The 12,783-nt window shown below is 50.9% G+C and carries 12 protein-coding genes and 1 other annotated feature; of the genes, 8 read left to right on the top strand and 4 right to left on the bottom strand.

Annotated elements, in window-relative coordinates; translation table 11 throughout:
• Nucleotides 1–6 precede the first annotated feature (6 nt).
• Nucleotides 7–1,206, bottom strand: a complete 1,200-nt coding sequence (acrA, locus tag LVQ77_RS08025; protein ID WP_034458072.1) for a multidrug efflux RND transporter periplasmic adaptor subunit AcrA — start codon at nucleotides 1,204–1,206, stop codon at nucleotides 7–9.
• A gap of 143 nt (nucleotides 1,207–1,349) precedes the next feature.
• Between acrA and acrR the strand changes: the two genes are divergently transcribed.
• Both acrR and mscK read left to right on the top strand, forming a co-directional pair.
• Nucleotides 1,350–1,991, top strand: coding sequence for a multidrug efflux transporter transcriptional repressor AcrR (acrR, locus tag LVQ77_RS08020; RefSeq protein WP_151994773.1), 642 nt, complete (start codon nucleotides 1,350–1,352; stop codon nucleotides 1,989–1,991).
• Nucleotides 1,992–2,120: 129 nt separating this feature from the next.
• Nucleotides 2,121–5,501 (top strand): mechanosensitive channel MscK, encoded by a 3,381-nt coding sequence (gene mscK, locus LVQ77_RS08015; RefSeq protein ID WP_151994774.1) that lies wholly within the window; start codon nucleotides 2,121–2,123, stop codon nucleotides 5,499–5,501.
• A 3-nt stretch (nucleotides 5,502–5,504) separates the two neighbouring features.
• Here mscK and rsmS read toward each other — a convergent pair whose 3' ends face one another.
• Complete coding sequence (gene rsmS, locus LVQ77_RS08010) at nucleotides 5,505–5,660, bottom strand: pleiotropic regulatory protein RsmS (protein WP_151994775.1); 156 nt, start codon at nucleotides 5,658–5,660, stop codon at nucleotides 5,505–5,507.
• A gap of 38 nt (nucleotides 5,661–5,698) precedes the next feature.
• Nucleotides 5,699–6,235: a primosomal replication protein PriC gene (gene priC, locus LVQ77_RS08005; protein ID WP_232904148.1), complete on the bottom strand. Its 537-nt coding sequence runs from the start codon at nucleotides 6,233–6,235 to the stop codon at nucleotides 5,699–5,701.
• A gap of 45 nt (nucleotides 6,236–6,280) precedes the next feature.
• On the opposite strand from priC, the gene LVQ77_RS08000 reads away from it, so the two are divergent.
• The 4 genes from LVQ77_RS08000 to LVQ77_RS07985 all read left to right on the top strand — a co-directional run bounded on the left by LVQ77_RS08000 (nucleotide 6,281) and on the right by LVQ77_RS07985 (nucleotide 9,859).
• The gene (locus tag LVQ77_RS08000) at nucleotides 6,281–6,658 is read left to right on the top strand and encodes a DUF454 family protein (RefSeq protein ID WP_232904147.1); all 378 of its coding nucleotides are present in this window, start codon (nucleotides 6,281–6,283) and stop codon (nucleotides 6,656–6,658) included.
• Nucleotides 6,659–6,807: 149 nt separating this feature from the next.
• The gene (apt, locus tag LVQ77_RS07995) at nucleotides 6,808–7,359 is read left to right on the top strand and encodes an adenine phosphoribosyltransferase (RefSeq protein WP_034458083.1); all 552 of its coding nucleotides are present in this window, start codon (nucleotides 6,808–6,810) and stop codon (nucleotides 7,357–7,359) included.
• A gap of 163 nt (nucleotides 7,360–7,522) precedes the next feature.
• Nucleotides 7,523–9,442, top strand: a complete 1,920-nt coding sequence (gene dnaX, locus LVQ77_RS07990; RefSeq protein WP_232864140.1) for a DNA polymerase III subunit gamma/tau — start codon at nucleotides 7,523–7,525, stop codon at nucleotides 9,440–9,442.
• Nucleotides 8,772–8,836 (top strand) — a sequence feature (DnaX frameshifting element). It overlaps the preceding gene by 65 nt.
• Nucleotides 9,443–9,529: 87 nt before the next feature.
• On the top strand, nucleotides 9,530–9,859 hold the full coding sequence (locus tag LVQ77_RS07985; RefSeq protein WP_034458087.1) for a YbaB/EbfC family nucleoid-associated protein: 330 nt from the start codon (nucleotides 9,530–9,532) through the stop codon (nucleotides 9,857–9,859).
• A gap of 214 nt (nucleotides 9,860–10,073) precedes the next feature.
• Here the strand turns inward: LVQ77_RS07985 and LVQ77_RS07980 are convergent, their stop codons facing one another.
• Complete coding sequence (locus LVQ77_RS07980) at nucleotides 10,074–10,985, bottom strand: LysR family transcriptional regulator (RefSeq protein WP_226812123.1); 912 nt, start codon at nucleotides 10,983–10,985, stop codon at nucleotides 10,074–10,076.
• A 104-nt stretch (nucleotides 10,986–11,089) separates the two neighbouring features.
• Here LVQ77_RS07980 and LVQ77_RS07975 point away from each other — a divergent pair, with 104 nt between their 5' ends.
• Together LVQ77_RS07975 and recR are read left to right on the top strand one after the other, a co-directional pair.
• Entirely contained in the window at nucleotides 11,090–11,959 is an 870-nt protein-coding gene (locus tag LVQ77_RS07975; protein WP_232904146.1) for a pirin family protein, read from the top strand.
• A gap of 107 nt (nucleotides 11,960–12,066) precedes the next feature.
• Nucleotides 12,067–12,672 (top strand): recombination mediator RecR, encoded by a 606-nt coding sequence (gene recR / locus LVQ77_RS07970; RefSeq protein ID WP_034458095.1) that lies wholly within the window; start codon nucleotides 12,067–12,069, stop codon nucleotides 12,670–12,672.
• Nucleotides 12,673–12,783 lie beyond the last annotated feature (111 nt).

Raw genomic sequence — 12,783 nt, 5'->3', positions numbered from 1 at the left:
TTTAAGTTAAGACTTCGTTTGTTCAGACTGTGCGCCAGCGGCTGCTTGATCCTGGCCTTTATTTTCTGCCGCCACTTCCTGCGCTTTCACCTGAACACCGGGTTTCACTTTTTGCAAACCGGTCACAATAACGCGATCACCATCCTTCAACCCACTGGTTACCAGCCATTTGTCGCCGATAGCTTGAGTTGCGGTGATATTGCGTACTTCCACTTTGTCTTCTTTACCAATAACCATTGCTGAAGCATCACCACGCGGTGTACGAGTTACACCTTGTTGTGGAACTAACAGCGCGTTTGGATTGGTACCTTCTTCCAGTTGTGCACGAACAAACATGCCCGGCAGTAATGTTTTATCTGGGTTCGGGAAGATAGCTCGCAAAGTGATAGAGCCGGTGGTCTGGTCAACCGTCACATCAGAAAACTCTAAAGAGCCTTCCTGCGGGAAAGTGATACCGTCGTTGGTCACTAATTTGACTTTAGCTTTACCGTTTTCTTGTTTCAGTTTGCCTTCTGCCAGCTCTTGCTTAAGGCGCAAGAAATCATTGCTGGATTGGGTCACATCAACATAAATCGGGTCGAGCTGTTGTACGGTTGCCAATGCAGAAGCCTGTCCGCTAGTCACCAGAGCGCCTTCTGTAACAGAAGACTTACCAATGCGACCGCTAATAGGTGAAGTCACTTTGGTATATGCAAGGTTAATGCGAGCAGTTTCAACGGCGGCTTTAGCAGCCACAACAGATGCGTTTGCCTGTTGAGAATCGGCAAGTGCAGTGTCGTAGTCTTGTTGACTGATGTACTTAGTACCTAACAGTTTCTGATAACGTTTAAGCGTCAGCTGAGCGATGTTTGCACTTGCTTGTGCTTTAGCGAGGTCGCCTTTGGCGCTGTCATATGCTGCCTGGTATGTTGCAGGGTCGATTTGGTACAGCGATACACCCGCCTTGATTTCACTTCCTTCTTCGAAGTTACGTTTCAGGATGATGCCACTGACTTGTGGGCGAACTTCTGCAATACGATAAGCGCTTGTACGGCCAGGAAGCTCTGTAGTTATCTGCAAAGGAGCACTTTTCAGAGTTACCACACCCACTTCTGGGGTATGCGGCGCACTCTGTTTTGTCTCTTTGTCATTACATCCTGTAAGTACTAAGCTGCCTGAGAGCATCAGAATGGCCGCCAGAGGCGTAAACCCTCTGTTTTTGTTCATATGTAAACCTCGAGTGTCCGATTTCAAAGTTGTTCAATGGATCAAATGTCCACAAACCCATTGCTGCGTTTATATTATCGTCGTGCTATGGTACATACATTCACAAATGTATGTAAATCTAACTACCGTTATTTCACCCACTTATGGCACGAAAAACCAAACAACAAGCGCTGGAAACACGCCAACACCTTTTGGATGTTGCAATCCGCTTGTTTTCACAACACGGAGTTTCCGCAACTTCGCTTGCAGATATCGCAAAAGCAGCGGGAGTAACCCGTGGTGCAATCTACTGGCATTTCAAAAATAAGTCGGATTTGTTTAATGAAATCTGGGAGCTAACTGAGTCCAGTATTGGCGATTTAGAAACTGAGTATCGGGCAAAATTTCCTGACGATCCACTTTCTGTTGTCAGAGAGTTACTTATTTACATATTACAAGCAACTGTCGCCGATGAACGCCGCCGCTTAATGACCGAAATCATCTTCCATAAGTGCGAGTTTGTAGGTGAACTGGCTGTTTTACAACAGGCCAGACGTGAACTTTATATGGAAGGAAACGAGAGAATTGAGAGCAGTTTGCAGCGTTGTATTGATGCTGAAATGTTACCAAAAAACTTGCGACTTCCCCACGCCGTTATTTTACTGCGTAGTTATATTACCGGGCTGATTGAAAACTGGCTGGTTGCACCGGATAGTTTTGATCTCCACAGCCAGGCCGAGGACTACGTCGCCATTCTGCTGGAAATGTTTCAAACCTGCCCAACCCTGAGATCCATCCCACAATAAAAATATGCTTATTAGGGTAATTCCGAACATAGTTGACCAAGGTTTTTCCGAAAAGACGTGCTAATCTTGCGGCTCATATTTCGTCTTTAACTCGCCATCCTTCGGCCTGTTCTCAAACACTGTCAAACTATGCCGCAACTCTTGTGTTCACTGTATTCACGTCGCGTACCCGCACGTTTTTTGCTCATTGCATTCGTTAGCCTGTTTTGCGTGCTGGCGCAGCCAGTCTGGGCGCAAAAAAATGGTAGCGATCTCCCGAGCCGCGATGAGATTCAAAATCAGCTGTCTGCACTGAATAAGCAAAAGACACTGTCTCCAAATGACAAACTCACCCAACAAGATCTCAATGAGACTCTTGAGGTGCTGGATAAAATTGATCGGGTCAAGGATGAAACGGCAAAACTCCATCAGCAGGTGACGGAAGCACCGAAAGTGCTGCGTAAAGCCACTGATGCGCTCAATGAGATAAAAAACCAACACGCCAACCCGGCTGATGAAGAAGCGGAAATCGAAGCGCTCAGTTTGCGCCAACTTGAGTCTCGTCTGAATGATTTAATGACGGAGTTACAGAACGCGCAAAGCGATTTGGCGACCTGGAATAGCCAACTGATTTCGCTGCAAACGCAACCTGAGCGTGTTCAGAATGCCATGACCGCGGCATCGACTCAGCTTGAAGCGATTCGTAATCGTCTTAATGGTGTCACGCCAGGCGCTGTAGACTTACGACCAAGTCAGCAAACTTTATTACTGGCCCAACAAGCATTATTGAACGCGCAGTTAGATCAACAGCGTGACAGCCTCAAAGGCAACACCATCTTGCAAGATACGTTGCAAAAGCAACGTGACTACACCAACGCGCATATTAATCAAATGGAGGCGACCCTCCAGATCCTGCAAAAAGTGGCGAGCAGTAAGCGTTTAACCCTGACGCAGCAGACCGCACAGGACGCCATAGACTCTGAAGATACTGTTAAGATTCAGCAAAATCCGCTGGTTAAGCAGGAGCTGGATATCAACCATCAGCTGAGTCAGCGTCTGATAGACGCCACTCAGCATGCCAATGAAATGGTGCCTTCGAGCATTCGCATTAAAAATACACTGGATCGTGCTCTGCAATCTGAACGTAACCTCAAAGAGCAGATCGCCGTTTTGAAAGGCAGCTTGTTGTTGTCGCGTATTCTTTACCAACAGCAGCAACAAAACCTGCCGTCTGCGGAAGACACTGAAGATCTGACCAACCGCATTGCGGATATTCGCCTCGAACAGTTCGATGTAAACCAGCAACGTGACGCGTTGTTCCAGCCGGATGAACTGGTGGCGAAAATCGAGGATGGGCATAAAGCGGATGTCACCCCGGAAGTTCACGATGCGCTATTGCAGGTTCTGGATACTCGCCGCGAATTGCTCGATCAGTTGAATAAGCAGCTTGGCATGCAATTAATGCTGGCAATCAACTTGCAGAATAACCAGCAGCAGCTGCAAAACGTCACGAAATCACTCGACCAGATCCTGACTGAGCAAATTTTCTGGGTAACCAGTAATAAGCCGATGGATTGGGACTGGCTGAAATCATTGCCTTCTTCATTGCGCGATCAGTTTAAAAACGCCAATCTCAATTTTAAAGGGCCTGAGAACTCGCTTAAAATTCTCGCCATCCTGCTACTGATGATTCCTGCTTTGTTGCTGGCAGGCGTTATACGCTGGCGCTTTAAAGCGATAGACCGCTATCTGGAAAAGCAGGCGAGTCGTGTCGGGCAGTTGCGTAACGATAGCCAAATGCTGACCCCGAAAGCCATTGCTCTGACGCTGGTTAAAGTTTTGCCCGGCGCTTTGGTTATCTACTCAATCGGCCTGGTGTTTGCTGGCTTGCAAATGAACATCAGCGAATCGATGCTGGCATTTTGCAAACAGCTCTCCTTGTTCTGGTTAGTCTTCGGCTTAACTTACCAGGTGCTCTCTAAAAATGGTGTAGCTGTCAGCCACTTTAATATGCAACCGCAGCTGTGCAGCCATTATCGCCGCCAACTGGTGCGTATTGGTTGTGCGCTATTACCGTTGTTATTCTGGTCGGTGCTCGGTGAACGTTCGCCGCTACATCTGGTTGAAGATGCGTTGGGTCAACTGATCATCTTCTTCAACCTGTTGCTTATCACCGCGCTGGTCTTCCCAATGTGCCGTGAAAACTGGCGCAACAAAAACAACCACACCATGCAGTTGTTTACTGTCACGATGATGGGTGTGGTGCCCGCGGTGTTAATCGTGCTGACAGCGATGGGATATTTTTATACGACACTTCGCCTTGCCGGTCGCTGGATTGAAACTATCTATCTGATACTTATCTGGAACCTGGTTTATCAAACCGTCCTGCGCGGATTAAGTGTTGCCGCGCGTCGTATGGCTTATCGCCGTGCCGTTGCGCGCCGTGAGAATCTGGTGAAAGAGGGCGCAGAAGGGGGCGAGCCGGTAGAAGAGCCACCGTTAGCATTGGACCAAATCAACCAACAAACTATGCGTCTGGCTATCATTGCTCTGTTCGCCCTGTTTGCTCTGGTGTTCTACACCATTTGGTCAGATTTATTCGGGGTATTCGGTTACCTGGACAGCATCCAACTCTGGAGTTATAGCGCTTCGGAAGCGGGTGTAGCAGTAGTGAAAAACGTCACTATGGGCAGCCTGTTATTTGCCGCGATTGCTTTTGCTATTGCCTGGGTGCTGATTCGCAACTTGCCGGGCTTGCTTGAAGTACTGGTGCTTTCGCGTCTGCAAATGCGTCAGGGTGCTTCATACGCCATCACGACCATTCTTAACTACGTCATTACTGCTGTCGGGGCGATGACCATCTTTGGTTCACTCGGCGTGTCGTGGGATAAGTTGCAATGGCTGGCGGCGGCGTTGTCAGTGGGCTTAGGTTTTGGTTTGCAGGAGATATTCGGTAACTTCGTTTCCGGCCTGATTATCCTCTTCGAGCGCCCGGTGCGTATCGGCGATACCGTCACGATTGGTGCTTATTCCGGTAGCGTGAGCAAAATTCGTATTCGTGCCACCACGATTACAGACTTTGACCGCAAAGAAGTGATCATTCCGAACAAAGCGTTTGTGACGGAACGACTGATCAACTGGTCGCTTACCGACACCATCACTCGCGTGGTTATCCGTCTGGGAGTGGCTTACGGCTCCGATCTGGATAAAGTACGTGAGATCTTACTGAAAGCGGCCCATGAGCATCCGAAAGTGATGCATGACCCTGAGCCTACGGTGTTCTTCACTACCTTCGGGGCCAGTACGTTGGATCATGAACTGCGTCTGTATGTGCGTGAACTGCGTGATCGCAGCTACACCGTCGATGAGCTAAACCGGACTATCGATCGTCTGTGTCGAGAAAATGGCATTAATATCGCCTTCAACCAACTTGAAGTTCATCTGCGTAATGACAAAGGCGATGAATTGACAGAAGTGAAACGCGATCATAATGGCAAATCAAACGGTGGTGACATCGTTCCTGCTCAGTAAAAATTAGCGGGAGCTGTTCTCTTCCCGCTTACGCAAAAAATCCTGACGGACAATCTCAAGCGCTGCGAGCGCGGTTTCCGTCGGGATTTCATGTTGTTCTAGCAGCATTATCAAATCGACCGCCAGTTTGACTTCTTCTGGTGCGTTTTCCAGCGACATTACGTTTATCCGTTCAAGTAAATGGTTTGGTTTAAGCGCTAGCTTAGCCCACGTTCGCGGCGTTCGATGGCGCGTTCAATTCGCGTCAACGCCTGGCGGCAGCGCTGCAAACGCCCTTCGAGAGCCGCCAGTTCCTTCTGGAGTTTTTGCTGCCCGGCGAGCGTGACTTGTATCGAAAGTTGGCTTTCACGATCGCTAATCATAATCTGGATGCGGCGTTCGTAATCCTGATGCGTTGAGAGTTTCTCATACAGATTCTCGGCAACCACGGGCTGCGGATCATTTTTACGCATCTTCCAGGTCGCCAGTTCACGCTGCAGTGCGGAAATCTGTGCCACGAGTTTTTCGGCGAGATACGCAACTTGCTCCGCTTTGCCGACTTTCACGCTAAGCTCTAACTGCGCGAGATTTGCCTGAACTTCGGTCAGATAATCTTTAAGTTGCGTGCTGTGAGTGGAAAACAGTTTACGATCGAAGCGTGCTTGCGATGCGCGTTGTAACGAGACAGGCGCAATGGCCTGTGCGAGTTCCGCGACGCGAGCATCCAAAGCTTGTAACAGCGCGGCGGTTTTCACAAAATGAATCTCCAGTGTTGCACGTGTTTAAGTACGGAATAATGAATGAAACGGATCATTTTAATCATCATTGGTTGGCTGGCGGTAGTCCTTGCGACGCTGGGTGTTGTCTTGCCTTTACTTCCCACAACCCCATTTTTGCTGCTGGCGGCCTGGTGCTTCGCCCATTCCTCGCCGCGCTTTCATCACTGGTTACTGTACCGCTCATGGTTTGGCAGTTATATCCGCCATTGGCAGGACCATCGTGCGCTGCCGCCGGGAGCTAAACCCAGGGCACTGATTTTCATCGTATTAACCTTTGCGGTATCCCTTTATCTGGTCAATATTCTGTGGGTCAGACTACTATTATTAGTGATGATGTGCGCGCTGCTGTTCTTTATGTGGCGCATGCCGGTAATTGATGAAAAGCAACAAAAGCCGTAAACCGCATTTGCAGTGGTTGCAATTGTTGGTGCCAGCCAGTAAATTCGACCGTTTTCGAGCATGGTATGACTGATTAATGAATCATCAATACTTCATTAATTAACCTGTTCCGTGCTTTGTTAGAACCTTGTTTTTAGCAGGCATTAATTATGACCGCGACTGCGCAGCAGCTTGAATATCTGAAAAACAGCATCAAAAGCATTCCAGACTACCCAAAACCTGGGATCTTATTCCGTGACGTTACCAGCTTGCTTGAAGATCCGAAAGCTTACGCCACCAGCATCGAATTATTAGTCTCACGCTTTAAAGACGCCGGTATCACCAAAGTGGTGGGTACCGAAGCGCGTGGGTTCTTGTTTGGTGCACCGGTTGCGCTGGAGTTAGGTGTTGGCTTCGTGCCGGTTCGCAAGCCAGGCAAACTGCCACGCGAAACAATCGCTGAAAACTACGAGCTGGAATACGGCACCGATCAGCTGGAAATCCACGTTGATGCAATCGAGCCTGGCGACAAAGTTCTGGTAGTGGACGATCTGCTGGCAACCGGCGGTACCATTGAAGCAACAGTGAAACTTATCCGCCGTCTGGGTGGGGAAGTGACTGACGCTGCGTTTATCATCAATCTGTTTGATATTGGTGGTGAACAGCGCCTGGAAAAAATGGGCGTGAAAAGCTACAGCCTCGTACTTTTCCCAGGTCACTGAGTTCAGCCTTCGTATTCCCAAAATTATACCCGTTAGCATTCGAGTTGCAGCCAACACCCCTGCAGCTTGAAGGATGATGGGTATAGAAGCCTCGCCCATCAGGTGAGGCTTATGTTAGCATTACCCCCCTGAATTCACTCCCGCGATGTAGAGCCTATCTCGAATGAGCTACCAGGTCTTAGCCCGCAAATGGCGGCCACAAACTTTTGCTGATGTAGTCGGCCAGCAACACGTGTTGACTGCTCTGGCTAATGGCTTATCCATGGGCCGAATCCACCACGCCTATCTCTTTTCGGGGACGCGCGGCGTGGGTAAAACATCCATCGCTCGCCTGTTGGCGAAAGGGTTAAATTGTGAAACCGGCATTACCGCCACCCCTTGCGGTGTGTGCGACAATTGCCGCGAAATCGAACAAGGTCGCTTTGTTGACCTGATTGAAATTGATGCCGCCTCGCGTACCAAAGTCGAAGATACGCGTGATTTGCTGGATAACGTTCAGTACGCGCCAGCGCGTGGCCGCTTTAAAGTTTATCTTATCGATGAAGTGCACATGCTCTCCCGCCATAGCTTCAATGCATTGTTGAAGACGCTTGAAGAGCCGCCATCGCACGTCAAATTCCTGCTGGCGACCACCGATCCGCAAAAACTGCCGGTCACTATTCTTTCTCGCTGCCTGCAATTCCACCTGAAAGCGCTGGATGTCGAACAAATCCGCCATCAACTGGAATACATTCTTGGCGAAGAAAAAATCCCCAGCGAAACCCGAGCTCTGCAACTGTTGGCTCGCGCCGCAGATGGCAGCCTACGTGATGCACTAAGTCTTACCGACCAGGCGATTGCCAGCGGTGATGGGCAGGTAACAACTGCCGCTGTCAGCACGATGCTGGGTACGCTTGATGACGACCAGGCTCTTTCGTTAGTAGAGGCGATGGTGCAGGCTGATGGTGAGCGGGTGATGAACTTGCTTAATGAAGCCGCCGGGCGTGGTGTTGAGTGGGAAGCTTTGCTGGTGGAAATGCTGAGTTTGCTGCATCGCGTGGCGATGGTTCAGCTTTCGCCTGCTGCGTTAGGCAGCGACATGGCCGCGATTGAACAGCGTATGCGTGAGCTGGCGCGCGTCGTGCCGCCTGCTGAAGTCCAACTTTATTACCAAACCTTGCTGATTGGCCGCAAAGAACTGTCCTGGGCGCCAGATCGACGTATGGGCATTGAAATGACTCTGCTGCGCGCACTGGCATTCCACCCGCGCAAGCCGCTACCAGAGCCAGAACAACCGCGTCAGGCGCCAAGTATTCCGGTGGTGAACCCTGTTCCGGTGCGCCAACAAATAGCACCCGCGCCACGGACAAATGAGACTGCGCTGCCAGACACCACCAGTCAGGTGTTGCAAGCGCGAACACAGCTCATGCGCCAGCAGGGAGCGAACAAAGCAAAAAAGAGTGAGCCGGCAGCGCCAAATCTAGCGCGGCCGGCAAAGAACAGCACTGCTCTGGAACGTTTAGCCTCGGTGAGCGAGCGTATCCAGTCCCGGCCCGCAGCGCAGACAGAGGAAAAGCCTGAGCCAAAGCCCGAGGCTTATCGCTGGAAGTCGCAAATTGTTTCTGATGTCGTCGAAGAACCGGTTGCGACACCAAAAGCATTAAAACGCGCGATGGAGCATGAGAAAACGCCTGAGCTTGCGCAGAAACTGGCTCTGGAGGCGATTGAGCGCGATAGCTGGTCGGCTGAAATTAGCCAACTGGTGCTGCCGAAATTAGTGCAGCAGCTTGCATTAAATGCCTGGAAAGAGCAGGACGGCAACCGAGTGTGTTTGCACTTGCGCCCGGCACTACGGCATTTGAATTCACCGTCGGCGCAGAAAACGCTGGCGGACGCATTGAGTACTTTTAGTGGTGAAACTGTTGAGCTGACTATTATTGAAGATGATAATCTTGCGCAACGAACCCCGCTTGAATGGCGCCAGGCTATCTATGAAGAGAAGCTGGCACAAGCGCGGGAAGCAATGAAAACTGACAACAACATTCAGACGCTGCGTCGTTTCTTTGATGCGGAACTGGATGACGACAGTATTCGACCTATTTGATAAACCGGCCACGCCGGTTTGTTGTAAACCCTGATAGCCGTTAATCGTCACGTACGGTTAGTCGGCCCGAGCAAAAGAGAGAAGACTATGTTTGGAAAAGGCGGTCTGGGCAACATCATGAAGCAAGCCCAGCAGATGCAGGAAAAAATGGCCCAGGTTCAGGAAGAAATCGCCCAAATGGAAGTCACTGGCGAATCTGGCGCGGGTCTGGTCAAAGTCACCATCAACGGCGCGCACAACTGCCGTCGCGTGGAAATCGATCCAAGCCTGATGGAAGACGACAAAGAGATGGTTGAAGATCTGGTTGCTGCGGCCTTCAACGATGCGGCTCGTCGTATCGGCGAAGCGCAGAAAGAGAAAATGGCTGGCGTGTCCAGCGGGATGCAGTTGCCACCAGGCTTCAAAATGCCATTCTGATTTTCCGTCATTCTTCGTGTTGCGGGGGCGTTGGCTACGTTATTCGGCTCATCCGTGAGCCTCACCCCTTCGGGGCCGCAGCAAGCAGCGTTCAAATCTGCTCCCGGCAGATTTGTCACAAACCCCAGTCACTTACTGATGTAAGCTCCTGGGGATTTGCTCACTTGCCGCCTTCCCGCAACGCGAATTATTTTGGAAAATCAATTTTCCAGGTCTACTCCTCCTCAAACTCTGCATAACTCTCCACCAGAAAATCAATCAATGCCCTGACAGCCGGTAACTGGCCGCGCCGTGAAGGAAACACCAAATGAATAACCTCACGCCTTGCTCGCCACTCCGGTAACAAACGCACCAGGCTCCCGTCTGCCAGTTGCTTGTTGACCATCAATATCGGCAACTGAACCAACCCCACACCTGCCAGCGCAGCCGCTCGCAGCGCATCCATATCAGTGGTCACAAAACGTGGCTTGTGATGCAGCGTCACTTCCTGATTATCCGGGCCGAACAGGCACCAGCGGTAAATCTGCTGCGGTTTTGACAACGCAAGGCTTGGCCAGTGCTGAAGATCTGCCGGTGATGCAGGCGTTGTAAAGCGCTCAACCAGTTCCGGGCTGGCAACCAGACACATGCCTCGATCCGCCAGTTTACGCATCACCAGATCGCTATCGTCCAGCGGCAATGGACGTACCCGCACCGCTAAGTCGACATTTTCATTTAGTACATCAACCTGGCGATTTGTCTCTTCTAGCTGCACGGTGACTTGCGGATAAAGCGCCATAAACTTCGCCAGCATCTCCCCGATATGCACATGCAGCAGGGCAATCGGGCAGCTCAGGCGGATCAGCCCGCGAGGCTCTGCGCGCAAAGAGTTAATCGCTTCCTGAGCGGCTTCGGCTTCAATAATCATCGCCTTGCAGTGGCGATAAAAAATCTGCCCGGCTTCGGTCACTGTGAAACTGCGTGTTGAACGCTGAATCAGGCGTGTCTCAAGACTTTCTTCCAGTAGTGCAATTCGGCGACTCAAGCGTGATTTCGGAATACCAATAACGCGGCTCGCTGGAGAAAACCCTCCGTTATCCACCACTTGCACGAAATACCACAGATCGTTGAGGTCTTGCATTGCCATTGTCCTGTTTATGGAACACTGAGTTCATTTTCAGAGTCTACCGGGGGATTCGTCTTATGAGTAAGCTTTATCTCAACAGAAATCGACACTCAATGGAGATAACGATGAAATCAATTCTTGGCGTTTATTCAGCACCGGCTTCCCACTGGGTGGGCGATGGCTTCCCGGTTCGCTCACTGTTTTCTTACTCAAAATTTGAAAAACAGCTCAGCCCGTTCCTGCTGCTCGATTACGCAGGACCTGCGGAATTTAAGCCGAGCAACAAAGGGCAGCGTGGCGTTGATGTACACCCGCACCGCGGTTTTGAAACCGTCACCATCGTCTACAAAGGCGAAGTGGCTCACCGCGACTCTACCGGCAGCGGCGGGGTGATTGGCCCTGGTGACGTGCAGTGGATGACCGCTGGCAGCGGCATTTTGCATGAAGAGTTCCACTCACCGGCTTTTAGCGAGAAGGGCGGTACGCTTGAAATGGTTCAGCTGTGGGTCAACTTGCCAGCCAAAGACAAGTCGACACCACCGAACTACCAGTCCATTACCGACGCCGATATTCCGGTCGTGACACTGCCGGATAACGCAGGACAGGTGCGAGTCATCGCAGGTGAAATGGATGGCGCAAAAGGCCCGGCACACACGTTTTCTCCACTGCGTGTGCTGGATATGCGGCTCAATGCGCACAGTTCTACACAACTGACGCTGCCAGATGGCTGGAACACGGCGCTGGTGGTTCTCAAAGGCACGGTACAGGTCAATGGGCAGGAAGTGGTTCGCGAAGCGCAACTGGTGGTGCTGGATGCTAAAGGCGAAACGGTGACGCTTGAAGCCAACAATGATGCCGTTGTGTTGGTGTTGAGCGGTGAGCCGCTTAATGAGCCAGTGGTCGGCTACGGACCGTTTGTGATGAACACTCGTGAGGAAATCAAAGAGGCCATTGACGATTTTAATCAGGGAAAATTTGGTCAGAAGATAGCGTAAATCATTCCCCCTGTGCGAGTCATCGCGCAGGGGGAATATCTTTTTCTATGTCCTTCAGCGGGGCTAATGTTAGGCTATGGCCCACTCTTTTTTCAGAAGTCTGAGCGATGCAAACCAGTCCTTTACTAACCGCCCTTATGGAATCCTTGCGCTGCCTGCCAGGCGTTGGCCCAAAGTCTGCCCAACGTATGGCGTTCGCGCTCCTGCAACGCGACCGCAGCGGTGGGATGCGTCTTGCTCAAGCGTTAACACGCGCGATGTCTGAAATCGGCCACTGTGCTGATTGCCGTACTTTTACTGAACAGGAAGTGTGCGCAATCTGCGCCAATCCGCGTCGTCAGGAAAATGGCCAGATTTGTGTGGTGGAAACCCCGGCAGATATTCACGCTATTGAAGCGACCGGCCAATTTTCCGGGCGCTATTTCGTACTGATGGGGCATTTATCTCCGATAGATGGTATTGGCCCGCAAGACATTGGCCTCGATAGGCTTGAACAGCGTCTTGAGCGCGAAACCATTAAAGAACTTATTCTTGCCACCAACCCAACCGTGGAAGGTGAAGCCACCGCCAACTACATTGCCGAGTTATGCGGGCAATATGGCGTGGACGCCAGCCGTATCGCGCATGGTGTGCCGGTCGGCGGCGAGCTGGAAATGGTCGATGGCACTACGCTTTCGCACTCTCTTGCTGGGCGTCACAAGATTAATTTCTAATCACTTGCGGGGAGGTTTTTAATCCTCCCGCTTGAAAACCCTCCTTTCTATCCTCATATCACCCTCAGCGTTTTAAAACCCCCTGCGTATTTTGAATTTGTTGAGGTATCA

Origin of the sequence: Buttiauxella cochleicola, from assembly GCF_021282435.1 — a bacterium.
GTDB lineage: Bacteria > Pseudomonadota > Gammaproteobacteria > Enterobacterales > Enterobacteriaceae > Buttiauxella > Buttiauxella massiliensis.
This window is presented reverse-complemented; position numbering and strand designations above follow the sequence as displayed.